Origin of the sequence: Dietzia timorensis (genome assembly GCF_001659785.1) — a bacterium.
GTDB lineage: Bacteria > Actinomycetota > Actinomycetes > Mycobacteriales > Mycobacteriaceae > Dietzia > Dietzia timorensis.
In genome coordinates this window covers 3,522,617-3,544,461 of sequence record NZ_CP015961.1, presented here as the reverse complement: position 1 = coordinate 3,544,461, position 21,845 = coordinate 3,522,617, and the positions used below count along the sequence as shown (strand labels likewise).

Below are 21,845 nucleotides of genomic sequence, written 5' to 3'. Positions count from 1 at the left end.
CGGCGAAGCGCCTCCGCTAGATCGCCAGCGCCTCCGAGACCTCGGCATCGGCCGAGGCGCCGGAGACGCCCGAATGTGTGATCCGCCCCGAATCGAGCACCGAGTACACGTCGGAGGCGCGCAGCGAGAAACCCACGTGTTGCTCGACGAGTAGCACGGAGAGGTCACCACGCTGCGCTAGCGAGGAAATGATTCCCTCGATTTCGGCGACGACGTTGGGCTGGATGCCCTCGGTCGGCTCGTCGAGAACCAGCAACCGTGGGGACGTGATCAGGGCCCTGGCGATGGCGAGCTGCTGGCGCTGGCCGCCGGAGAGCAGTCCCGCCTTGCGGTCCAGCAGCGAGGTCAATGCCGGGAAGGTGTCGAGGGCCTCGGCGATGAGCTGCTTGCCGCGTGCACGGCCGTCGGCGACGAGCTGCAAGTTGTCCCGCGTGGAAAGTTGAGCGAAGGACTGCTGACCTTGCGGTACGTAGCCGAAACCGCGCGCGACGCGGGCGTGCGGGCTGAGCGAACTCACCTCTTCGCCGTCAAACGTGATGGTCCCCTTCTTCACGGGGAGAAGGCCGACCGCGGTGCGTAGCAGGGTCGTCTTTCCGGCGCCGTTGTGCCCGAGTACGGCGGCGACGCCGCCCGCAGGCACGTGTAGAGATACCCCGTGGAGGATCTCGGTCTTGTCGTAACCGGCGTGGACGCCGGAGATCTCGAGTAGCGAGGTCATCGGTCGTTCTCCATTTCTGCGGTGCCCAGATAAACTTCGCGGACCGCGGGATCGGATTGGATGTCGGCGACGGATCCCTCGGCGAGGACCGAGCCCTGTGCCAGAACCGTTACCGAGGTCGCGAACTCGCGCATGAATTCCATGTCGTGTTCGACGACGATCACGGCGTGGTCCTCGGCGATCTTTTGTAGTAATCGGCCGGTGGCCTGGCGCTCGTCCTTCCCCATTCCGGCGACGGGCTCGTCGAGAAGGAGCACCGTACAGTCCTGCACTAGAAGCATCCCGATCTCGAGCCACTGCTTCTGCCCGTGGGACAGGACGCCGGCCTTCGTGTCCGCGTAGGCGGACAGTCCGACGGTCTCGAGCGTGTCGCGGACCTTGCTCGTCATACCGCGGCGGCGTCGCAGCAGGGTGGTCCAGCCGCGGCGGGCGCCGGAGGCGATGTCCATGTTCTGCTCGACGGTGAGTTCCTCGAATACCGAGGCGTTCTGGAACGTGCGGCCGATGCCCAGTCGGGCGAGCTTGTGCGTGGGGGTGCCGAGGATGGGCTGCCCCGAGACCTCGATGCGGCCCTTCGCCGGGGCGAGCCCGGTGATGGCGTCGACGAGAGTGGTCTTTCCGGCACCGTTGGGCCCGATGAGAAAGCGCAGGTCCCCGGAGTAGAAGGACAGCGAGGCGTCGTCGATGGCGACAAAGTCGTCGAAGGTGACGCGCAGATTCTCGATCTCGAGGAATACTCCGCGCATCGGCGTGGAACCGCCGGTTGCCGAGTTTCCGCGGCGCGGTGTGGTGGCGATTGCGGCGGGGGCTTCCGCGGTGCCGCGACCAGTGGCTCGCATGCCGTCGGACTGGGTGGACTGCTGACTCATGACGAGGTCTCCTTCGCGGAAGTGATGGCGGTGTCGCCCGCGGAACCGGCGTCCGCTGCGCGGGCGCGGCGACGACGGGCGATCAACAACGAGGCGAGACCGCCGGGAAGGAACCCGACGACGACGATGAACAGCAGCCCCTGCAGGTAGGTCCACTGAGACGGGTAGGCCTCGGAGAACGTGGTCTGCGCCCACGCGACGCCGATCGCGCCGAGTACCGGGCCCAGCAGCGTGGTGCGCCCGCCGATCGCGACGCCGATGAGAAACGCGATGGACGGGGCGATGCCGATGGACGATGGCGAGATGATCCCGACGACGGGGACGAACAGCGCCCCGCCGACCGATGCGGTGAGCGCGGCGACGGCGTAGGCCGTGGCCTTGATCAGGGCCGGATCGTAGCCGAGGAAGCGGACGCGCTCCTCCTGGTCGCGCACCGCGACGAGAAGTTCGCCGAAGCGCGAATACATGAGTTGGCGCACGAGCAGCACACAACCGATGAGTGCAGCGCCGGTGAGCATGTACAGCGCGACGCGATTCGCCGGATCGTAGATGACGTACCCGAAGAAGCCGCGGAACTGATTGAGTCCGTTCGAGCCGCCGAGAGTCGCCTGGGAGACGAGGAAGATCGCGGCCGCGGCGGCGAGGGCCTGCGACAAAATCGCGAAGTACGCGCCCTTGACCTTCCGGTGGAACACCAGATATCCGAAACCGAACGCGGCGAGTGGCGGAAGAACGAGGATCACCGCGACGGTGAACACCGGGTTCGCGAACGGTTCCCAGTAGCCGGGCAGCGCGTCCCTGCCGGCGAGTGTCATGAATTCCGGCACCTCGGCGCCCTGATCGGCGGTGTCCGAGAGCTTGAGAAACATCGCCATCGCGTACGCGCCGATTCCGAAATACACGCCCTGCCCGAGTGTGAGCATCCCGCCTCGGCCCCAGGCCAGCCCGATCCCCGTGGCGACCATCGCGTAACAGAAGAACTTCGCCAGTAGGTTGAGGCGGAACGGCGGCAACACAAGTGGCGCCACGATGAACACCAGTACGGCGGCGACGGCCAGCCCCGCGAGGAAGATCCAGCGCGGCCGGGCAGGCGTGGCGTCCGACGTCATGGGTGATTGGTCTTTGTGTCCGGAATCGGGGCTGACGTCGCCGGTCGCGTGTTGTGTGGCGGGCGCATGGTCTGCGCGATTGGTCACGGTCATGCGAGGCTCCTGGATCGGGTGGCGAACAGGCCCTGCGGGCGGACCTGGAGGAAGATGATGATGGCCACGAAGACGAAAACTTTGGCCAGGGAGGCAGTCGTCGAGTATTCGAAGAAGGACTGCAGAAGGCCGAGGACGAACGCGGCGATGACGGCGCCGCGAAGGTTCCCGAGGCCGCCGACCACGACAACGAGGAAGGCGTCGATGAGATAGGACTGGCCGATCGTAGGGCTTGTCGAGCCGATAAGGGTGAGCGCGACGCCGGCCACACCCGCCAGGCCCGAACCGATGAAGAACGTCACCATATCGGTGCGCCGCGAGGAGATGCCGGAGGTCTCCGCGAGCTGCCGGTTGAGGGTGACCGCGCGGATGCGTCGGCCCATCGGGGTGAAGCGGAGGGCGGCCATGAGCGCGGCGACACAGACGACGGCGAGCACGAAGATGAATACGCGGGTGTACGGCACGGTGGCGGAGAGGATCGTGAGATTGCCGCGGAGGAAGTCCGGGACGGTGACGTTGACGGCCGGCGCACCCCAGATGTCTCGGGCGATCTGTTGGAGCACAAGTCCCACACCGAACGTGACGAGAAGGGTGTCGAGCGGGCGATCGTAGAGTCGCTTGATGAGCGTCACCTCGAGGGCGACTCCGAGCAGGCCACCGACGATGAAACCGGCGAGGAGCGACAGCCACAGGGACACGCCGGCGGAGGAGACGAGCTGTTGGATGACGTACGCGGTGTAGCAGCCTGCCATGATGAATTCGCCGTGCGCCATGTTGATGACGCCCATCTGGCCGAAGGTGAGCGATAGCCCGAGGGCCGCGAGCAGCAGGATCGAGCCGACGCTCAACCCCGTCGCGAGTTGTCCGATGACGATATCCACATCGGGTCCTTTCGAGTCGGAAGTGGTGGGTGGGGAGCGCGATCAGCTCGTGTGCAGGTCTTCCGCCCAGTCGTAGGTTCGAAGGAATGGGTCGGGGTCGATGCGGCCGGGTGATTCCCAAATGGTGTGAATGAGCCCGTCCTCGCGGATCTCCCCGATACGGGCGACCTTGGCGAGGTGGTTGTTCTCGCCGTCGATGGTGACCGTGCCCTCGGGGGCGTCGAAGGAGACGCCGTCGGCACCTTCCCGGATCGCGTCGACATCGAAACTGCCGACCTTTTCGACCGTGTTGCGCCACAGGTACACCGAGTTGTAGGCGGCCTCCATCGGGTCTGACGTCGGACGGCCGGCGCCGTAGGCGCTCTTGAACGCTTCGGTGAACGAGGCATTCTCGGGAGAGTCGACCGTCTCGTAGTAATTCCACGAGGTGAGTTGTCCGGTGAGGTTCTGGGCACCGATGCCGGCGACCTCCTCTTCCGCGATGGACACGCTGATTACGGGGGTGTCCTCGGCGCTGAGGCCGGCGTTGGCGTATTCGCGGAAGAACGCGACGTTGGAATCGCCATTGAGAGTGTTGAACACGGCATCGGGATTCGCCGAGCGCACCTTGTTGACGATCGTGGAGAAATCCGTCGAGCCGAGAGGGGTGTAGTCCTCGCCGAGGACCTCGACATCGTGGGCCTGCGCCCATGCCTTGATCACGCGGTTCGCGGTCTGCGGAAAGACATAGTCCGAACCGACGAGGTACAAGCTCTGGGTTCCCTGCTCGGCAAGGTAATCGAGGGCGGGGATGATCTGCTGGTTCGTGGTCGCGCCCGAATAGAAGATATTGGGTGAGGACTCGAGCCCCTCGTACTGGACCGGGTAATACAACAACGCGTTCGTGTCCTCGACGACCGGGAGCATCGCCTTGCGGGAGGACGAGGTCCAGCCACCGAACACCGCGGCGACGCAATCGGAGATGATGAGCTTCTGCGCCTTCTCGGCGAACACCGCGGGGTCCGAAGCGCCGTCCTCCTCGACGCGCTCGATCTGTTTGCCGAGGACGCCTCCGTCGGCGTTGATCTGCTCGACCGCCAATGCGATGGAGTCGCGCACGGTGCGTTCGGAAATCGCCATCGTTCCCGACAACGAGTTGAGCGAGCCGATCTTGATGGTGTCCCCACTGGTGTCGACGCAGCTCACGGCCGCGCTCCCCGGCGGATCGGAGGTCCTGGCCCCGCACGCCGTCAAAGCTCCGACGAGAGCGAAAGACAGCGCCGAGACCACCGCCCCCCGGCGGGAGAGGACCCGGCGGGAGAGCACCCGGCGGCGAGGCTCGGGTCCGGTTCGGGGGTATTTCTCGGGAACTTCGGGCACGTGGGGCACATCCTTCGCGGTCGGTTCCCGCCTCGCGGGTGCTCAGGGCGCCGCGCGGGAGGGCCGGACAATCGGAACGGGCACCGCGCACTCGCGGCGCCGTGCCCGATTCGGCCATGATCGGCCGACCCAGAAAACGTTAAGAAGAGAATGTGAAGCCCGATCGTGTCCGGGATTACGCCGCGGTTTCGGATTTCGGATCCCGGTTACGGGCGTGTGTCGAAGCGAGCCCATTGCCGAGAGGCCTCGGCCGTGGGACGGCGAATTCGGGCGTTCCCGGCAATGGAAAAGTGGGCGCGAAGGATGCGGCCAGGTGTAAGGATGGGCACGTCCGACGTCATATGTGAAGAAGAGGGGACCACCCATGGCCGCTACGCCCGAGCAGATTCGTGCGACCGCCGAGACCTATATCGCCGGGCTCAATGCCTCGGACCCGGAGGTGCTTGCGGGCGTGTACGCCGAGGGAGCGACGGTCGAGGATCCCGTCGGCGGCGGCACCGTGCACGAGGGCAAGGACGCGATCCGCGGCTTCTACGACAACCTCGCGCCGCTGGATATGCAGGCGACGCTGCTCGAGACGCGGGTGTGCGGCAGCGAGTTGCTGTTCAACTTCGAGCTGGTCACACGGTTCGACGAGAACACCGCGACGACGATCAACGTGTGGGATCTCATGGTGCACGGCGAGGACGGCAAGGTGACCTCGATGAAGGCCTACTGGGGCGCCGAGAACGTCTCATAACCCACATGTCCCGGCGCCGCGAGGCGTGCGGGCGTTAGCATTGAGACCGTGATTACCTCGATTGTTTTCGTCCAGGTCGACACCGCCCGCATTCCCGAGGTGGCCGAGGCCATCGCCGAACTCGAAGGCGTGTCCGAGGTGTATTCGGTGACCGGCGCGATCGACCTCATCGTGCTGGTGCGCACGCGCACGCACGAGGAGATCGCGCAGGTCGTGTCCGACAAGCTCAACAAGATCGACGGGGTCCGCGAGACCGAGACGCATATCGCGTTCCGGGCGCTGTCGAAGGTCGACCTGCAGGCCGCGTTCTCGATCGGGTTCGAGGACTAACTTTCGCGGCCGGCCACCCCGCGAGGTCAGGCTTAGCTGGACATCACACTTAGCCTGCCTGCTTCTCGATGCGCTGAAGCAGGTCGTGCACCGCTGGGATCGCGCGATGGAGTTCCTCGCGCTTGTCCTCGGGGAGCCCTGCGATGGTTTCGGCGAAGTACGCCTCGCGTTGTTGGGTCGACTCCTTGACCGCCTGGCGGCCCGCAGGCGTGAGGGCGACATTGACCACCCGCCGGTCGTGGTCGGTGGACACGCGGCACACCAGGCCGAGTCCCTCGAGCGTCGACACCGCGTTCGACACCGTCGGAACCCGCACATTCTCGTAGCGGGCCAGCTCGCTCATCCGCAGCGATCCGTGCTTGGACAGCGTGCTCAGCATCGACAGCTGCGAGTGGCTCAGCGGAAAAGTCGAGCGATTGCGCCTGCTCAGCAGCTCGAAACGCATCACCAGAGTGCGCAGCTGTTGCGCGATCTGCCCCGCCATCTCGTTCCCATCGGCCGCCGTTTCCGCGTCGACCTCTTGCCACGTATTCGTCCCCATATCGTCCCCCTCAACCAATGAATTCGATAGAGGTCTTCGAAGGACGGGAATCGGCCCCGGTCGACCATCTTTCGCCCCGGGGAACGGGTGTGCCCCGCACTCGGCGCCGCGAAATAGATCGCCCGAAACCGCAGAGATTCCCCTCGTTTCGTACAGACCCCCACTGCGATGACCCACATCCCCCGTTGGCCATCGACCACGCAACTAACATTAGCGTTGTTAACCGTCAAAATCATTACCCGACATCATATTTCAGAAAATTCTCACCGATATATGACGTCGGACGGCCGAGATTTTCCACGCCCGACGCCGATGCGCCGCCGTCGAACAAGGTGTATTCCGGCGATTAGCCCCGCTTCCGACGGTAAGTCGTGGTAAACCGAGTAGCCATGGCCAATCGACTCGAGATCGCCTCGACAGTGCACGGCGACCCGGATGCGCCCACCGTGATTCTCATCCACGGCGTCGTCCACCAGCAGCACGCCTGGGATCCCGTCGTCCCGCTGCTCGCCGAGAAGTACCGGGTCGTGACGTTCGATCTGCCTGGCCACGGTGCCTCCGGAGCGATTCCCGAGGGCTCGAATCCGATTCCTTACGTTCTCGATTCCCTCGTCGACGTCATCGGCGAGCTCGGCGGGTCCGGACAGCGCCCGCACCTCGTGGGCAATTCGTTGGGCGGATACGTGGCGCTAGAGATGGGCAGCCGGGGCCTGGCCAGCGGGGTCACCGGGATTTCGCCGGCGGGGTTCTTCCGCAACCGCTTCGAACTCAAACACGCCGAGCAGGTGTTCCTCGCGCTGAAGAAATCCGTGGGGGTGATCAAGCCGCTGGTGCCGCGGCTCTCGGCTAATCGGGTCGGCCGTTCGGTGATGTTCGGCGTGTTCTCCACCCACCCGTGGAAGTACCCGGCCGAGTCGATGCTCATCGACGCGAACACTCTCGCCGAGAACACACTGCTCGACGACCTGCCGGACCTCGATTTCACGTTCTCGGCGCCGACCGACCGCAACCTGCCGATCACGATCGCCTGGGGCACCCGTGACCTCGTGCTATTTCCCGGTCAGCGTCACAACGTGCACACCGTGTTCCCGCAGGCTCGGATCATCCCGATGCGCGGGCTCGGCCATGTGCCGATGTCCGACGATCCGGAACAGATCGCGAAGGTCATCGACACGTCGGCCGCTCGTTCTTTCGCTCGCGAGAAGCGGCTGGGAAGCCTCCGCGACAAGAACGCCGAACGCTAGGGTGGGGGAGTTCCCCTTTCATTCGGATCGTCCGGCACGTACCTGTCGGTGAAAGACGCGAGGTAATAACCCATGGCCAAAGTGGTCTTCGACAATGTGTCCATCGTTTATCCGGGCGCCGACCGCCCCAGCGTGGACCGGCTGAATCTCGATATTGCCGACGGGGAGTTCCTCGTGCTCGTCGGGCCGTCAGGCTGCGGCAAGTCGACGACGCTGCGTTCGCTCGCGGGGCTCGAGCCGACCGCCGCCGGGCGCATCATCATCGGAGACCACGACGTCACGGGCATGCAGCCGCGCGATCGCGATATCGCGATGGTGTTCCAGAACTACGCGCTCTACCCGCACTACTCGGTGCGCAAGAACATGGCGTTCGCGCTCGACCTCAAGCGCCGGCCGAAGGACGAGGTCGCCGAGCGGGTGCAGAAGGCCGCGGAGATGCTCGATCTCACCGAGTTCCTCGACCGCAAGCCGAAGGAGCTCTCCGGCGGCCAGCGCCAGCGTGTGGCGATGGGTCGCGCGATTGTCCGGGACCCGCAGGTGTTCCTCATGGACGAGCCGCTATCGAACCTCGACGCGAAGCTTCGCGTCGCCACGCGCACCCAGATCGCGACGCTGCAGCGCGAGCTCGGAACCACCACGATCTACGTCACCCACGACCAGGTCGAGGCCATGACGATGGGCGACCGCGTCGCCGTCCTCGATAAGGGCCGGCTCCAGCAGGTCGACACCCCGAAGAAGCTCTACAACGATCCCGCGAATGCTTTCGTCGCCGGGTTCATCGGTTCGCCGGCGATGAACCTCTTCCCGGTCCCCGTGCGCGATGGCCGCGTCGACGTGCCCGGTGTGCAGGCGACCGCCCCATCCGGAGCCGGTGCGGAGGTCACCGTCGGCGTCCGCCCGGAACACCTCAGCCCGACGTCGGACGGCGCGGGTCTCGACGCGGTCGTCGAGCTCGTCGAGGAACTCGGCGCCGATTCCTACGTGCACACCCGTACGGCAGAGGGAACTCCGATCGTATTCCGCGGTGTTACCGATGATCCGTGGTCGAAGGGGGACCGGGTCACGCTCGCCGCCCGCGAGGATTCGGTGCGTTTCTTCGATCGCGAAAGCGGCGCCCGCCTGCGCTGACGTACTCCGACGTCATACGCGATCGAGCTTCAATCGTCGCGATCTACGTCCGCATCGTGTTCGATCAGCCGGTCGATGGCCGCAGTGCCACGCAGGAGCGCGCGGCCTCTCGCACGAGCCGCGTCTCGCCACTCGGCCAGCGCCTGCTCCAGGTGCTCCTGAGTTCTGTGTTCGCGAAGCTCGGCAACAATCGTCGCGATTTCTTCCAGCGAGCGGTGGCCGCGCCTGAGCTGCCTGGCAAGGTGCGCGTCGCGCAGGTCGTCGGAGTCATACACGCGGTGACCCGTGCGCCGATCACGTCTGGGAGCGAGAATCCTCGCCGCCTCCCACGCCCGAATAGTGGCAGGTTGGACCCCTATCCGGTGGGCGATAACTCCGATCGGCACCGGCCGGGACACGGTCAGGCGCGACTGTTCGGTGGGCGAGTGGGAATGCACGGCGGACGTGACCAGCCTGAGCGCAGCGCGATCGTCGGCGAGCCGGGTGTTCGCGTGCGCGAGAAGATCCAACACGTGGTCGTATTCGCCGAGGTGGGCCGACTGGACCACGGTCGCGCTGAACTCGTGGCCGAGTGCGGGCGCCGACTCTCGAAACGCCGCGAGCGCCAGCCGGTGGCGCTCGCCGTAGCGGCGATGCCCGCCGTCGGTGCGGTACGCGGCAGGGATGATCCCGCGGTCCTCGTACGTGCGAATCGCCTGGCTCGACAAGCCGTACGGACGCGCCAAATCGATCGGCCTCATCGCAACCTCCACCACGCGGCCCGAAGGTCAAATACTCCACCAGTTTAAGTTTGACATCGGAGCTCCTGGGTATTTGCGGCAAAAAGTTCACCGGGTTCTTCAGATTTACAGTAGAAGAGGTGAATAACGACACCGATTCTCCGTCCGACCGACAACTCGAAACCGCCGTGGCCCGGTTGCTCAGGTCAGCGAAGACCTTTCCGCGCCTTCTCGCGCTGGGAGAACCTACTCACGGCGACGACACATTCCTGTCGATCCGAAACCGATTGTTCTTGTCTCTCGCGGAACGCGAAGGCTTCACCGTAATCGCGTTGGAAATCGATGCCGAGCGCGCAGAGCTCGTCGATAGCTACGTGCGCGGAGCCGTCGACGACCTCGGCCACGTGCTCGCCGAGGGGTTCAGCCACGGGTTCGGCCGCTTCGATGGAAATCGCGAACTGCTCACGCAGATGCGCCGCATCAATTCTCACCGTCCGGCTGATGAGCTGCTCCGGTGCACCGGCTTCGACGCCGCGATGGAGCTTTCGGCGGAGGACTATGCCTCGGCCGAGCGAGCCGAAATGCGCATGAGGGAACGCTCGAACAAGATGGCCAACAACCTTGGCGCTCTAGTCGAGAGCGTCGGAGGTCGCGGGCGGGTTATGGCGTACGCGCACAACGCCCACATCCAGATCGCCACGTCGTCGATGCAGCTTGGGCCGCAAAGGATCCAGTGGGAAACGGCCGGATCAATTCTCGCTAGACGCCACGAAGGCGACTACGTCTCGATCGTCACCTCATGTGGGAGCTCACCTGCCCGCGGGGTTCAGGCCCCTCCAGCGGACTCGATCGAGGATGCGCTCAATCGGCAATGCATCGACGCTGGCCCGCAGGTGTTCGACCACGAGGCGCTCGGCAGAGTCCTCGGCTCGAGCGAGCACACACTTCGCATGCGCGACGACCTCACCCCGGCGATGGCACTCGGACCGCTGGATCCGCGCACGGTCATGGTCGCGTCCGACGCCGTCCTCCACGTACCGGGAGGAAAGCGCGGCGAGGTACTCACGCAGGAGCGGCTTCGAGAGATGATCGGAGGAATCCCGGACGTCGCCGCCGAACTCGCGGGGCCGGAGACAGGTGCGCCAGAAATCGCATGGGGCGACACCTTCTTCACGAACCAGCCGAGAGGTGATGGTCCACAAAGTCGCATGCCGTTCGCGACGATCGTGACCAAGAATTACCCCGGCTTTGATGAGGATTCGGATCTGGATCGTCCAGATACGTTCGCGCTGAATCTCCATGTCGGAGCGCAGTACTTCGAAGGCCTCCTAGGATTTCCGCCATCCGAGACATCGCAGCACGTCGTCCGATTGAACCCGGCCGCCGAAGCAACGCCGTTGCCGCACCCTCAATACGCCAAATCTGGCTGGATCCGGATCATCAATCCACCCGCGGCCCAGCAAGTGCAGATCGAGGCGCTCGCCAGGGCGGCGGCAGAACGTGGAAAGCGCTGACAATCCCTCGGTGCGAGATATCGAAGAGTTTCGGTGAAGATGACTCTTCCCGTCGGCGGAATTGTTCGGGCCGAACGATCTACCAACGCCAACGAACCCGCTCAGACAACCGAAATAGGTAATGAGGCGCTGATAACGTAAGGCATGCCCTCAACATCTATCGAGATTCGTCGGGAGAACTCCGCCGACGAGGAAGTCGCAATCATCGACGCCGTCCAGGCTTCGCTGATCGCGGCGTTCCGCATTCCGCCCGAAGACCGTCACGTCCGACTGCACGTGAACCTTCCGCACCGCATGGCAACGAGCCCGACGCTCGAACAGCCCGACCGCTACACGTTGGTGACGGTCGACTGCTTCGAAGGTCGATCGGTTGATGCGAAGCGCGCTCTCTACACGGAGATCGTCACGAGGTTTGAGGCATTGGGCATCCCCAAAGACCACGTGACCATCATCGTGCGCGATCTACCGGCGAGGAACTGGGGTATCCGTGGAGGCCATGCAGCCTCCGACATCGATCTCGGATTCCAAGTCGACGTGTGAGCCGGCGCTCGAACTACATGTCCTCAAGCTGCTTGCCCTTCGTCTCGGGCACGTACTTGAGCACGAAAACCAGCGACAGCAGCGCGAACAGTGTGTAGAGCCCGTAGGGAACGCCGAGGCTGATGTCGGCGAGACCCGGGAACGTGGCGGACACACCGAAGTTCGCGATCCACTGCACCGAAGCGGCGAGGCCGAGCGCGGCGCCGCGGACGCGGTTGTTGAACATCTCTCCGAGCAGGACCCAGACTGCCGGGCCCCAGGAAACCCCGAAGAAGACGACGAAACCGTTGGCGGCGATGAGCGCGATGACGCCCTGGGTGTCGCCGAGCGCCGGCTCGCCGTCGACGAGTGGGGCGCTCGCGAAGATCCACGCAAGCGTGCCCAGGCAGATGAGCATGCCCGTCGAGCCGATGGCAAGGAGCTTTCGGCGGCCGATCTTGTCGATGAGGCCGATCGCGATGAGCGTGACCACGATGTTGGTCACCGAGGTGATGACGGACTGCGCCAGGGCGGTGTCCTCGTCGAATCCGACGGACAGCCACAGCGTCGACGAGTAGTAGAAGATGACATTGATGCCGACGAACTGTTGGAACACCGACAGCAGAACACCGATCCACACGATCGGGAGGAGACCGAGCGCCGGGCCCTTGAGGTCGGCGAAGCTCGACTTCGTTTCGCGCTTGATGGTGGTGCCGATCTCGCGGATCCGGTCGTCGATACCCGTCTTGAGGATGCCCGCGAGCGTATCCCGGGCCTCGTCGGTGCGGCCGACCTGAACGAGGTAGCGAGGCGATTCCGGGATCGTCGTGGCGAGCACCCCGTAGGCGATGGCGGGGATGATCTCGATTCCGAACATCCAGCGCCACGCGTCGAGACCGAGCCACAGTTCCTCGGCTGCGCCGCCGGCGACGCCCGCGAGCCACGCATTGGTGAGGAGCGCGACGAAGATGCCGAGCACGATGGCGAGCTGCTGCAGCGAGCCGAGTCGCCCGCGGATCGAGGCCGGCGCGATCTCGGCGATGTAGGCCGGCGCGATGACCGAGGCGGCGCCCACGCCGAGGCCACCGATGACGCGCCAGATCGTCAGATCGATCGGGCCGAATGCGAGCGCCGAGCCGATGGAACTGACGAAGAACAGGACGGCGGCGATCTCCATGACCCGGACGCGGCCGATGCGGTCGGCGAGACGGCCGGCGATAAATGCGCCGACGACGCAGCCGAGCAGGGCGGAAGAGACGACGAAACCGATGACGCCCGAGCTCAGATCGAACTGCTCCCGTACGGCAGTCACCGTGCCGTTGATGACAGCGGTGTCGAAGCCGAAGAGGAAGCCGCCGAGAGCGGCGACGGTGGCGAGCATCAGTGCTCTACCGACGTAGAAGTCCTCGTCCGATTCTCCGGTGCCGCCGGCGCTGTTGCCGGTGGCCTGATGGCCTTCGCTCATCGATGCACTCCCTGCGACGCGGCGGCCGGGGTACGGCCGCGGTTGAGGAAACGTTAGCACCCACAAAAGTCCGAATGCCGGGGGATCGAGGAGCCGATGGGGCCGCTCGGGCTGGGGTCGCCGGGTGCGACGCCGGCTCAGATAGCGCTGCGTCCGGCGTCATAAATAAAAGGTCCACGCCCACCTGGGCGAATAAAAACGCTGGGTACCGGAGGAGTGAGAAAAGTTCTCGGTGTTGTTTTGGGGATAAACGTCGATGATGTTTTCAGGCTGCGATAAGCTCAGTGGGACCATGTGAGCCTGGGCACAAGTGTGCACGTAGAAACATCGGGTCTCGGCCCACGTCTCTCGCCGGCGTTGTCCTCAAGTGGCGTTCGCGGGCGCTCACAGGTACCAAAACTGCGATAAGGAGCGGAAGGTACATGACTTCTTTCGGCAAGCTCACCAAGACGGCGGCGCTCGCGGGCGCCGTCGCGCTGACCCTTGCTGCATGCAGCTCTGAAGAAGAGGGCGGCAACAGCACGGGCGACGGCGGAGGCGATGGCCGCGGCAACATCACCTTCGCCATGGGCAGCAACGACACCGACAAGCTCAAGCCCGTCATCGATTCGTGGAATGCGGATCACCCCGACGAGCAGGTCGAACTCGTCGAGCTTCCCGCCGAGCAGGACGGGCAGCGCGAGACCCTCGTGCAATCGCTGCAGGCCGGCGGCACGGACTACGACGTGTTCGCGCTCGACGTGACCGACACCGCGCAGTTCGCGGCGAACGGCTGGATCGAGCCGATCGAGGGCGAGGGCGCCCCGGACCTGTCGGGTGTGCTCGACGCCCCGGTCGAGTCGGCCACCTACAACGGCACCGTGTTCGCGGTTCCGCAGAACACCAACGCCCAGCTCCTCTACTACCGCACCGACCTCGTCGACGCGGCGCCGACGAACTGGGACGAGCTGAAGGAAGCATGCTCCGCGGCCGAGGAGGCCGACGTCGACTGCCTCGACATGCAGCTGAGCCAGTACGAGGGCCTCTCGGTCGCCGCAACCCAGTTCATGCAGGGCTGGGGCGGAACCGTGGTCGGCGAGGACGGCACCACGCCGACCCTCGACGACCCGAACTCCGTCGAGGGCTTCACCGCCCTGGTCGACGGCTACAAGGACGACGTGATCGCCAAGCGCAGCGACAGCTTCACCGAGGAAGAGACCGCGCAGGCGTTCCTCGCCGGCGAGACGCTGTTCTCCTACAACTGGCCGTACATGTACGACTCCGCCAAGACCGAGGACTCCTCGACGGTGAAGGACAACTTCGACGTCGCGCCGATCGTCGGCAAGGACGGCGCCGGCGCCTCGACGCTCGGCGGCTACAACGACGCGATCAACGTGAACTCCCCGAACAAGGCCACGGCCAAGGACTTCCTGTCCTACGTGATCTCCGAGGACGTCCAGCGCGGCTTCGCCGACCAGTCCTTCCCGCCGGTACTCGCGTCGATCTACGACGACGAGTCCGTGCAGGAGCAGTACCCGTACATGGAGGCGCTCAAGGCGGCGCTCGACAACGCCCAGCCGCGTCCGGTCACCCCGTTCTACCCGGGCGTGTCCAAGGCGATCCAGGACAACACCTGGGCCGCGATCAAGGACGAGGCGCCGGTCGACCAGGCGCTGTCGAACATGTCCGATGCGATTACGCAGGCCACCGGCTAGTCTTGCGGCCCGCCGCCGGCGCGGGAAAGGTTTTTCCGCGCCGACTCTAGATCCTGTGTCGTGGTGCACAGTAGAATCCCGGCGGGGCGTAACCCGCTCTGCCGGAACCACTTACCGCTGCCCCCGGCTCGGCTCGACCTTCAATCGAACCGATCACCGGGGGCGCGGTGCGCCCGCCTGATGCGGCGGACGGACATAAGCGAAGAGGCACGGAGCACCTATGAGCACAACGCAGACAGGGGAGTCGGAGAAGTATCCGAGCCCCGAAAGCGGCGTCAGGTCCGGCGCGGACGGCCCGATTCCCGCGCCGAAGAAGAAGTTCGACTGGCGCCCCGTCCTCTTCGTGGGTCCGGCGATCATCCTGCTTGCCATCATCATCGGCTACCCGATCACCCGCGCGGTGTACCTGTCCTTCCTCGCCGACCGGCAACTCGACCCGGAGACCGGACGCTTCGTGACCGGCGGCTTCGCCGGCCTGCAGCACTACCTGTACTGGATCACCCAGTCCTGCACGACCCCCACCGGCGCGACACAGACCTGTGCGCCGGGCTCCTCGGCCACCGACTTCTGGCCGGCCGTGCGCAACACCGCGCTGTTCACGATCGTGACCGTGACGATCGAGACGATCCTCGGCTTCTGGATGGCCGTGATCATGGGCAAGAACATCTGGGGCCGCGCCCTGCTGCGCGCCGCGGTTCTCGTCCCGTGGGCCATCCCCACCGCCGTCACCGCGAAGCTGTGGGCGTTCATCTTCGCCGACCGCGGCATCGCCAACGGCATCCTCGACTCGCTGTTTGGGACGACGATCTCGTGGACCACCGACCCGGTCTACTCGAAGGTCGCGGTCATCATCGCCGACATCTGGAAGACCACGCCATTCATGGCGCTGCTCATCCTCGCCGGGTTGCAGATGATTCCGGGCGGGGTCTACGAGGCGGCGCGCGTCGACGGCGCGAACCGCTGGCAACAGTTCATCCACATCACCTTGCCGCTGGTCAAACCCGCGCTGATGGTGGCGATCCTGTTCCGTACGCTCGATGCTCTACGGATGTATGACCTCCCGGTAATCCTCATTTCCGGCAACTCGAACTCGCCTACCGCGACCATCTCGCAGCTCGTGGTCAACGAGATCCGCCTCGGCAACGCGAACAACGCCTCCGCCCTGTCGACGCTGATCTTCCTGCTGATCTTCGTCGTCGCGTTCGTCATGGTGAAGTTCCTCGGGGCCAATGTGGTCGAGGAAAGTACCGAGAGACCGAAGAAGAAGGACGAGGTGGAGGCCTGATGAGCACACCGAATACCTCCCACGGCGCGGCAGCGGAATCGTGGTCGCCGGCCACATCGCTGGATGACGACGGTGTCGTGAAGCCCCCCAAGCCGAACCCGCTCAGGCAGCTCGGTCCCTACCTCGGCGCGCTGTTCATCCTCATCTGGGGTCTCGCACCCTTCTACTGGATGGTGATCACGGCATTCCGCGACGACGCGTTCACGTTCTCGCAGAACCCGCTGCCCTCGCACTTCACGCTCGACAACTTCAAGACCGCGCTCGGCACGTCCACGGGCAACAACTTCCTCGCCGCTATCGGCAACTCGGTGTTCATCTCGCTGGCGACGACACTCCTCGCGATCGTGTTCGGCGTGCTCGCCGCCTACGCACTGGCGCGGATCGATTTCCGCGGGAAATTCGTGGTGACCGGCGTCATCCTCGCTGCGTCCATGTTCCCGGGCGTGGCGCTGCTGACCCCGCTGTTCCAGCTGTTCTCGGATCTGGGCTGGATCGGCACGTACCGGGCGCTGATCATCCCGAACATCTCGTTCGCGCTGCCACTGACCATCTACACGCTGACGTCGTTCTTCAACGACCTGCCGTGGGAGCTGGAAGAGGCGGCGCGCGTCGACGGCGCCTCGCGCGCGACCGCATTCCGCAAGATCATCCTGCCCCTCGCGGCGCCGGCGATCTTCACCACCGCGATCCTCGCGTTCATCCAGACGTGGAACGAGTACATGCTGGCCAGCCAGCTGGCGAACCGCGACTCCGAGCCCGTGACCGTCGCGATCGCCCGCTTCGCCGGCGACAATCCGTACACGCCTCCGCACGCGGCGATCATGGCCGCGGGCGCGCTCGTCACCGTCCCACTCGTCATCATGGTGCTCGTGTTCCAGCGCCGCATCGTCTCGGGTCTGACGTCGGGCGGCCTCAAGAGTTGATGGCGGGGCTGAACGCGGGCTCGTCCCATCCGCTCGCCCGGCGGCAGCGGCTCGAGGTGCTCGGCGGATTCGTCGGGTTCTTCGCGGTGATGGCGCTGCTCAACGCCGTGGTCCTGATCGTCACCGGCCGGCCGTCGGCGATCGCCTCGATCGTGCTCCTCGTCTTCCTCGTGCTCGGCTGGTACACCTACCGCGCATGGAAGCGCGCGGACAACGCGGTGAAGAATCGCCACGACTAGGCGCCCGGTGCGCCGACGGACTGTCCGCCGGCGCCTCGCGCCCTGCGTTCGCCACGTGCCCCCGACCTTGTGATGAGGTTCGCCACACGCTTGCGACCAACGTGCCTCCTTCCGCTACCCTTGCTCGGTGCACAACGATCTCAGTTCCAACCCCGGTACTCCGCCGTCAAACGATGAGTCCGGTTCGCGCGCAACGAATTCGCCTCGCGAGCAGGTGGCCGCCGTTTCTCGCGACCGCGACACCGTCCGCGAGTCCGCGCGCCACGACCTCACCCCCGCGCAGGCTCTGCTTCTCGTGCGGGTGCTCACGGCGGCCGCGTTTATCGTCATCCTCAACGAGACGACGATGACGCCGGCGATCGCCGTGCTCATGGACGAGTTCGATGTCGTCGAGTCGAGTGCCCAGTGGCTGACCACCGCGTTCATGCTGACGATGGCCGTGGCCATCCCGCTGACGGGCTGGTTCATCGACCGCTTCGGTCCCCGCGTCTCGCTGCTGACGGCGATGAGCACCTTCGTCGTGGGCACCGCGCTCGCGACGTTCGCGCCGACATTCGGCATCCTGCTTGGCGCACGCGTGATCCAGGCCCTCGGTACGGCGGTGATGATCCCGCTGCTGATGACGACCCTGATGAACGTGATCCCCGAATCCGACCGCGGCCGCGTGATGGGGTCGGTGTCGCTGGCGATCTCGGTCGCGCCCGCGATGGGTCCGTTCCTCGCCGGCGAGATTCTCAAGTACCTCGGTTGGCGCTGGATCTTCGGCATCGTGCTGCCGCTGGCGATCCTCGTCACCCTCGTCGCGGTCAAGCTCATCCCGCGCGGCGGAGGCGCGGCGCGCGAGAGTGTCGACATGCTTTCGGTACCGCTGTCGGTGCTGGGCTTCGGCGGAATCGTGTGGGGACTGTCGAGCTTCGGCGAGGGGGCCGAGCCGCCGCTGCCGACCTGGTCGCTCCTGGTGATCGGCGCCGTGGCGCTGGCCGTGCTCGTGTGGCGGCAGCTCTCGCTGCGCCGCGGCGGGCACGAGCCGCTGCTCGACGTCACGGCGTTCGCGTCGAAGGATTTCTCGGTCGGCGTCGGGTTGATGACGATCGGCTTCGCCGCATTCCTCGGCATCATGATGATCCTGCCGCTGCTCATGCAGGTCGCCAACGGGGACACCCCGGAGAACGCCGGGCGCGCGCTGATGCCCGCCGGGCTGATGATGGGCCTGCTCGGGCCGCTCGTCGGCCGAATCTACGACAACCACGGCGCCCGGGTCGTCGTTGTCCCCGGCGCAATCCTCGCAACACTTGCCCTGACGGCGCAGGCACTCTTCGCGCCGGGAGGGTCGTGGATTCTCATCGCGGCGATCAACTTCTTCGCCGGCGCCGGGCTCGCCATGACCTTCACGCCGATGTTCACGGCGAGCCTGTCGGCCCTCGCGCCGGCGCTGTACTCCCACGGTTCCGCGCTGCTCGCGACGCTGCAACAGGTCGGCGGCGCCGCGGGCATCGCCGTGCTCATCTCGCTGATGTCGGTCGGCTCGTCCGCCTCCGGTGGCGCGGCTCCGGACCCGGAGTTCGGCAGCCGCCTCGCGCTATTCGGCGCCGCGGGGCTGATGTGCGTGGTGATCGTGCTTGCGTTCTTCACGCCGAAGCACAAGCCGACAGCGGCCGAGGGCGCGCCCGCCGCGCACTGACGGCCGCGTAACTCGCTGCTGGCATCGCCCTGTCGACGGCGTACCTTCAGCGGCAGCGCTCTCACCTGACCATGACTGGCTCAATGGCGGAGACGAATATTCGTCGGGACGCCACTTTGTATCGATAAACGCCAGTGAGGGAAGGACGTAAGGGCGTTCAACGATACAAAGTGGCGTCCAGAGGTCAGGGAGACGAGAGGCAAACCTGAATTGCCGTTCGCCTGCCCGCGCCGACGACGAAAGGGCCGCACCACCGGAGAAATCGCGGTGATGCGGCCCTAGAAATCGCCTGGCCTCAGCCTATGTCGTCCGCGCGACATCGAGACCTGAAGCCCGAGGCGCGAAGCGCGGCGAGGCTACGCGCCGATGATGAACTCCTCGAGAGCGGCACGTGCGACGTCATCGTGCATCTGCTCCGGCGGCGACTTCATCAGGTACGCCGAGGCGGGGAGCACGGGCCCGCCGATGCCGCGGTCCTTGGCGATCTTCGCGGCGCGCACGGCGTCGATGATGATGCCGGCCGAGTTCGGGGAGTCCCACACCTCGAGCTTGTACTCGAGGTTGAGCGGAGCGTCGCCGAAGGCGCGACCCTCGAGGCGGACGTAGGCCCACTTGCGGTCGTCGAGCCACTCGACGTGGTCGGACGGGCCGATGTGGACGTTGCGGTCCGAGATCTTCCCGGCGAGCTCGCCGGTGAGGTTCGAGGTCACCGCCTGGGTCTTCGAGACCTTCTTGGACTCGAGGCGCTCACGCTCGAGCATGTTCTTGAAGTCCATGTTGCCGCCGACGTTGAGCTGGTAAGTGCGGTCGAGGGTCACTCCGCGGTCCTCGAACAGCTTCGCCATCACGCGGTGCGTAATCGTGGCGCCGACCTGCGACTTGATGTCGTCGCCGACGATCGGCACGCCTGCGCTGCGGAACTTCTCGGCCCACTCCGGGTCGGAGGCGATGAACACCGGCAGCGCGTTGACGAACGCCACGCCCGCGTCGATCGCGCACTGCGCGTAGAACTTGTCGGCCTCTTCCGAGCCCACCGGAAGGTAGGACACGAGCACGTCGATCTCGGCCTCGCGAAGCGCGGAGACCACGTCGACCGCCTCTGCGGTGGACTCCTCGATGGTCTCGCGGTAGTACTTGCCGAGGCCGTCGAGGGTCGGGCCACGCTGTACCGACACTCCGAGCGGCGGCACGTCCGAGATCTTGATGGTGTTGTTCTCCGAGGCGAAGATCGCCTCCGACAGGTCCATGCCGACCTTCTTGCCGTCGACGTCGAACGCAGCCGCGAACTCGACATCGGAAACGTGGTAGTCGCCGAACTTCACGTGCATAAGGCCCGGGACGGTGTCGGTAAGCGACGCGTCCTTGTAGTACTCGACGCCTTGGACCAGCGAGGATGCACAGTTACCTACGCCGACGATCGCGACGCGGATCTTATTATTACCCATAGCTTTGTAGGTCTCCTTCATCAAGCGTTCTGGGACGGATTATTTCTGGTTTGTTCAGCGGCGATCAGTTCGTTGATCCACCGGAGTTCGCGTTCGCTCGTCTCGAGGCCGAGCAGTGTGAATTGCCGCGTGTAGCGGCTGATCTCGGAGTGCTGCTCCGTTCCCGCGGCGCCGCGCTGCTCCTCGCGCCGGGCCTCGAGAACGCGCCGGCGCCCCTCGAGAACCCGCAGGCGCGCGGCCGCGGGAGTGCGGTCGAACAGCGCGAGATGCACGCCGAAGCCGTCGTCGGTGAAACTCGCCGCGCTCGGCTCCGCGAGCATCTCGGCGAGCTCGGTCCGGCCGGCGTCGGTCAGTCGGTACGGCTTCTTGTTCTTCCCCCTGCCCGCGGTGGGAACCCGAGACTTACCGCTGGATGACGTCGGAGCCGCTTCGATCAACCCGGCCCCCTGCAGCTTGCGCAGGGTCGGATACAGGGAGCCGAACGAGACGGTTCTGATGGTCCCGTACACCTCCGACAGGCGTTTGCGCAGTTCGTATCCGTGCATGGGGCCCTCGTCGAGCAGACCGAGAACAGCGAGATCGAGCATGCGCTCTCGCCTCCCTTCTCATGTCGCTTGGTGGGTCCCTGTGCCGGTTTCCGGCTTCGTCGCCGCAGAGGTCTCCGCAGTTCGAAGCGCGGAGTTATCCGAGGCGTTGGTCAGCGTACACCTCTGCGATGTATCGAAGCGATATAACCCTCCGTAATGTCGGTCACTCATATCGTGGAACATGTGCGCGCGCCCTTTCGCTCACCCGCGGCGCCGCGAGTGAGGAAGAACACGTAATCTCGAAGACAATGAATGAGCAGCATGCGGATACGGGTGGGGTGAAGCTCGACCCGACGGCGCCGAAGCGGGTGATCGACTACTCGCTGCGCCGTCGTGCCGCACTCGCGGACCTCGAAGAGGGCAGGGTCACTCTCGGCGAGGTGTGCGACGCGGACCGCTACCTCGTGCGCGCCGCCGAGTTCCACGGGCACGTCAGCGACGAGCTGTGCCCGGTGTGCCGCAAGGAACACCTGGTCACCGTCAAATGGGTGTACGAGGAATCGCTCGGGGATGCCAGCGGATCGGCGCGCACGGCAGAGGAGATCGACGAACTCGCGCGTACGCACGACGAGTTCACCGTGCACGTGGTCGAGGTGTGCCGTTCGTGCAAGTGGAACCACCTCGTCGAGAGCTACGACGTGGGCTGGCCGGCGGGCCTGTCGGCGAAGATCCGCCGGGCGAACTCGTTGCGCGGCCAGGCCTAGAAGCGGGACCGCTTCGGCGCCGTTCGGCGCGGAAATATGGTCCTCGCGCGCGATCTGCG

Annotated in this window: 22 protein-coding genes; 12 read left to right on the top strand and 10 right to left on the bottom strand. The window is 65.4% G+C overall.

The window, feature by feature from the left end:
• Nucleotides 1–16: 16 nt before the first annotated feature.
• The 5 genes from urtE to urtA form a co-directional block, all read right to left on the bottom strand.
• The gene (urtE, locus tag BJL86_RS16370) at nucleotides 17–718 is read right to left on the bottom strand and encodes an urea ABC transporter ATP-binding subunit UrtE (protein WP_067470835.1); all 702 of its coding nucleotides are present in this window, start codon (nucleotides 716–718) and stop codon (nucleotides 17–19) included.
• Entirely contained in the window at nucleotides 715–1,464 is a 750-nt protein-coding gene (gene urtD, locus BJL86_RS16365; RefSeq protein ID WP_067470853.1) for an urea ABC transporter ATP-binding protein UrtD, read from the bottom strand. Before urtD ends, urtE begins: the two co-directional genes overlap by 4 nt.
• A 119-nt stretch (nucleotides 1,465–1,583) precedes the next feature.
• The gene (gene urtC / locus BJL86_RS16360) at nucleotides 1,584–2,696 is read right to left on the bottom strand and encodes an urea ABC transporter permease subunit UrtC (protein WP_067470851.1); all 1,113 of its coding nucleotides are present in this window, start codon (nucleotides 2,694–2,696) and stop codon (nucleotides 1,584–1,586) included.
• Between the two features lie 89 nt (nucleotides 2,697–2,785).
• Complete coding sequence (urtB, locus tag BJL86_RS16355) at nucleotides 2,786–3,670, bottom strand: urea ABC transporter permease subunit UrtB (RefSeq protein ID WP_067470833.1); 885 nt, start codon at nucleotides 3,668–3,670, stop codon at nucleotides 2,786–2,788.
• A 42-nt stretch (nucleotides 3,671–3,712) separates the two neighbouring features.
• A complete protein-coding gene (gene urtA, locus BJL86_RS16350; RefSeq protein ID WP_231887075.1) occupies nucleotides 3,713–4,939 on the bottom strand; it encodes an urea ABC transporter substrate-binding protein in 1,227 nt (408 codons plus the stop codon).
• Between the two features lie 454 nt (nucleotides 4,940–5,393).
• Between urtA and BJL86_RS16345 the strand changes: the two genes are divergently transcribed.
• Both BJL86_RS16345 and BJL86_RS16340 read left to right on the top strand, forming a co-directional pair.
• Nucleotides 5,394–5,768, top strand: coding sequence for a nuclear transport factor 2 family protein (locus BJL86_RS16345; RefSeq protein WP_067470831.1), 375 nt, complete (start codon nucleotides 5,394–5,396; stop codon nucleotides 5,766–5,768).
• Between the two features lie 48 nt (nucleotides 5,769–5,816).
• Nucleotides 5,817–6,098, top strand: a complete 282-nt coding sequence (locus BJL86_RS16340; RefSeq protein ID WP_067470828.1) for an Lrp/AsnC family transcriptional regulator — start codon at nucleotides 5,817–5,819, stop codon at nucleotides 6,096–6,098.
• A gap of 49 nt (nucleotides 6,099–6,147) precedes the next feature.
• On the opposite strand, the gene BJL86_RS16335 is transcribed toward BJL86_RS16340, so the two are convergent.
• Nucleotides 6,148–6,639, bottom strand: a complete 492-nt coding sequence (locus tag BJL86_RS16335; RefSeq protein ID WP_067470826.1) for a MarR family winged helix-turn-helix transcriptional regulator — start codon at nucleotides 6,637–6,639, stop codon at nucleotides 6,148–6,150.
• Nucleotides 6,640–7,028: 389 nt separating this feature from the next.
• On the opposite strand from BJL86_RS16335, the gene BJL86_RS16330 reads away from it, so the two are divergent.
• A complete protein-coding gene (locus tag BJL86_RS16330; protein ID WP_067470823.1) occupies nucleotides 7,029–7,883 on the top strand; it encodes an alpha/beta fold hydrolase in 855 nt (284 codons plus the stop codon).
• 72 nt (nucleotides 7,884–7,955) lie between these two features.
• Nucleotides 7,956–9,011 (top strand): ABC transporter ATP-binding protein, encoded by a 1,056-nt coding sequence (locus BJL86_RS16325; protein WP_067470821.1) that lies wholly within the window; start codon nucleotides 7,956–7,958, stop codon nucleotides 9,009–9,011.
• A 29-nt stretch (nucleotides 9,012–9,040) separates the two neighbouring features.
• On the opposite strand, the gene BJL86_RS16320 is transcribed toward BJL86_RS16325, so the two are convergent.
• Nucleotides 9,041–9,751 carry a MerR family transcriptional regulator gene (locus BJL86_RS16320; protein WP_067470818.1) on the bottom strand — a complete coding sequence of 237 codons (711 nt, stop codon included), beginning with the start codon at nucleotides 9,749–9,751 and terminating at the stop codon, nucleotides 9,041–9,043.
• 119 nt (nucleotides 9,752–9,870) lie between these two features.
• Here BJL86_RS16320 and BJL86_RS16315 point away from each other — a divergent pair, with 119 nt between their 5' ends.
• Nucleotides 9,871–11,244 (top strand): DUF6194 family protein, encoded by a 1,374-nt coding sequence (locus BJL86_RS16315; protein WP_067470816.1) that lies wholly within the window; start codon nucleotides 9,871–9,873, stop codon nucleotides 11,242–11,244.
• Nucleotides 11,245–11,388: 144 nt separating this feature from the next.
• Nucleotides 11,389–11,784, top strand: a complete 396-nt coding sequence (locus BJL86_RS16310; RefSeq protein WP_067470815.1) for a tautomerase family protein — start codon at nucleotides 11,389–11,391, stop codon at nucleotides 11,782–11,784.
• 13 nt (nucleotides 11,785–11,797) lie between these two features.
• Here BJL86_RS16310 and BJL86_RS16305 read toward each other — a convergent pair whose 3' ends face one another.
• Nucleotides 11,798–13,228, bottom strand: coding sequence for a sugar porter family MFS transporter (locus BJL86_RS16305; RefSeq protein ID WP_067470813.1), 1,431 nt, complete (start codon nucleotides 13,226–13,228; stop codon nucleotides 11,798–11,800).
• A gap of 422 nt (nucleotides 13,229–13,650) precedes the next feature.
• Here BJL86_RS16305 and BJL86_RS16300 point away from each other — a divergent pair, with 422 nt between their 5' ends.
• From BJL86_RS16300 to BJL86_RS16280, 5 genes are all read left to right on the top strand, one after another.
• The gene (locus BJL86_RS16300; RefSeq protein WP_067470812.1) at nucleotides 13,651–14,922 is read left to right on the top strand and encodes an ABC transporter substrate-binding protein; all 1,272 of its coding nucleotides are present in this window, start codon (nucleotides 13,651–13,653) and stop codon (nucleotides 14,920–14,922) included.
• A 220-nt stretch (nucleotides 14,923–15,142) separates the two neighbouring features.
• Nucleotides 15,143–16,207 (top strand): carbohydrate ABC transporter permease, encoded by a 1,065-nt coding sequence (locus tag BJL86_RS16295; RefSeq protein WP_082908256.1) that lies wholly within the window; start codon nucleotides 15,143–15,145, stop codon nucleotides 16,205–16,207.
• Nucleotides 16,207–17,130 carry a carbohydrate ABC transporter permease gene (locus BJL86_RS16290; protein WP_082908255.1) on the top strand — a complete coding sequence of 308 codons (924 nt, stop codon included), beginning with the start codon at nucleotides 16,207–16,209 and terminating at the stop codon, nucleotides 17,128–17,130. The genes BJL86_RS16295 and BJL86_RS16290 overlap by 1 nt, the downstream gene beginning before the upstream one ends.
• The gene (locus tag BJL86_RS16285; RefSeq protein WP_067470810.1) at nucleotides 17,130–17,369 is read left to right on the top strand and encodes a hypothetical protein; all 240 of its coding nucleotides are present in this window, start codon (nucleotides 17,130–17,132) and stop codon (nucleotides 17,367–17,369) included. Before BJL86_RS16290 ends, BJL86_RS16285 begins: the two co-directional genes overlap by 1 nt.
• A 127-nt stretch (nucleotides 17,370–17,496) precedes the next feature.
• The gene (locus BJL86_RS16280) at nucleotides 17,497–19,050 is read left to right on the top strand and encodes a DHA2 family efflux MFS transporter permease subunit (RefSeq protein WP_082908254.1); all 1,554 of its coding nucleotides are present in this window, start codon (nucleotides 17,497–17,499) and stop codon (nucleotides 19,048–19,050) included.
• Nucleotides 19,051–19,406: 356 nt separating this feature from the next.
• Here the strand turns inward: BJL86_RS16280 and BJL86_RS16275 are convergent, their stop codons facing one another.
• A complete protein-coding gene (locus tag BJL86_RS16275) occupies nucleotides 19,407–20,495 on the bottom strand; it encodes an inositol-3-phosphate synthase (RefSeq protein WP_067470806.1) in 1,089 nt (362 codons plus the stop codon).
• A gap of 20 nt (nucleotides 20,496–20,515) precedes the next feature.
• The gene (locus tag BJL86_RS16270) at nucleotides 20,516–21,082 is read right to left on the bottom strand and encodes a PadR family transcriptional regulator (protein ID WP_067470803.1); all 567 of its coding nucleotides are present in this window, start codon (nucleotides 21,080–21,082) and stop codon (nucleotides 20,516–20,518) included.
• A 248-nt stretch (nucleotides 21,083–21,330) separates the two neighbouring features.
• Between BJL86_RS16270 and BJL86_RS16265 the strand changes: the two genes are divergently transcribed.
• On the top strand, nucleotides 21,331–21,786 hold the full coding sequence (locus BJL86_RS16265) for a DUF5318 family protein (protein WP_067470801.1): 456 nt from the start codon (nucleotides 21,331–21,333) through the stop codon (nucleotides 21,784–21,786).
• Nucleotides 21,787–21,845: the final 59 nt, after the last annotated feature.

Bases quoted from the DNA above. Each gene is read 5' to 3' on its own strand.
- BJL86_RS16290 (WP_082908255.1), top strand. From the start codon at position 16,207: ATGAGCACACCGAATACCTCCCACGGCGCGGCAGCGGAATCGTGGTCG.
- BJL86_RS16345 (WP_067470831.1), top strand. From the start codon at position 5,394: ATGGCCGCTACGCCCGAGCAGATTCGTGCGACCGCCGAGACCTATATC.
- BJL86_RS16320 (WP_067470818.1), bottom strand. From the start codon at position 9,751: ATGAGGCCGATCGATTTGGCGCGTCCGTACGGCTTGTCGAGCCAGGCG.
- urtC (WP_067470851.1), bottom strand. From the start codon at position 2,696: ATGACGTCGGACGCCACGCCTGCCCGGCCGCGCTGGATCTTCCTCGCG.
- BJL86_RS16335 (WP_067470826.1), bottom strand. From the start codon at position 6,639: ATGGGGACGAATACGTGGCAAGAGGTCGACGCGGAAACGGCGGCCGAT.
- BJL86_RS16330 (WP_067470823.1), top strand. From the start codon at position 7,029: ATGGCCAATCGACTCGAGATCGCCTCGACAGTGCACGGCGACCCGGAT.
- BJL86_RS16270 (WP_067470803.1), bottom strand. From the start codon at position 21,082: ATGCTCGATCTCGCTGTTCTCGGTCTGCTCGACGAGGGCCCCATGCAC.
- BJL86_RS16325 (WP_067470821.1), top strand. From the start codon at position 7,956: ATGGCCAAAGTGGTCTTCGACAATGTGTCCATCGTTTATCCGGGCGCC.
- urtD (WP_067470853.1), bottom strand. From the start codon at position 1,464: ATGCGCGGAGTATTCCTCGAGATCGAGAATCTGCGCGTCACCTTCGAC.
- urtE (WP_067470835.1), bottom strand. From the start codon at position 718: ATGACCTCGCTACTCGAGATCTCCGGCGTCCACGCCGGTTACGACAAG.
- BJL86_RS16300 (WP_067470812.1), top strand. From the start codon at position 13,651: ATGACTTCTTTCGGCAAGCTCACCAAGACGGCGGCGCTCGCGGGCGCC.
- BJL86_RS16310 (WP_067470815.1), top strand. From the start codon at position 11,389: ATGCCCTCAACATCTATCGAGATTCGTCGGGAGAACTCCGCCGACGAG.
- BJL86_RS16305 (WP_067470813.1), bottom strand. From the start codon at position 13,228: ATGAGCGAAGGCCATCAGGCCACCGGCAACAGCGCCGGCGGCACCGGA.
- BJL86_RS16275 (WP_067470806.1), bottom strand. From the start codon at position 20,495: ATGGGTAATAATAAGATCCGCGTCGCGATCGTCGGCGTAGGTAACTGT.
- BJL86_RS16265 (WP_067470801.1), top strand. From the start codon at position 21,331: ATGAATGAGCAGCATGCGGATACGGGTGGGGTGAAGCTCGACCCGACG.
- BJL86_RS16285 (WP_067470810.1), top strand. From the start codon at position 17,130: ATGGCGGGGCTGAACGCGGGCTCGTCCCATCCGCTCGCCCGGCGGCAG.
- BJL86_RS16295 (WP_082908256.1), top strand. From the start codon at position 15,143: ATGAGCACAACGCAGACAGGGGAGTCGGAGAAGTATCCGAGCCCCGAA.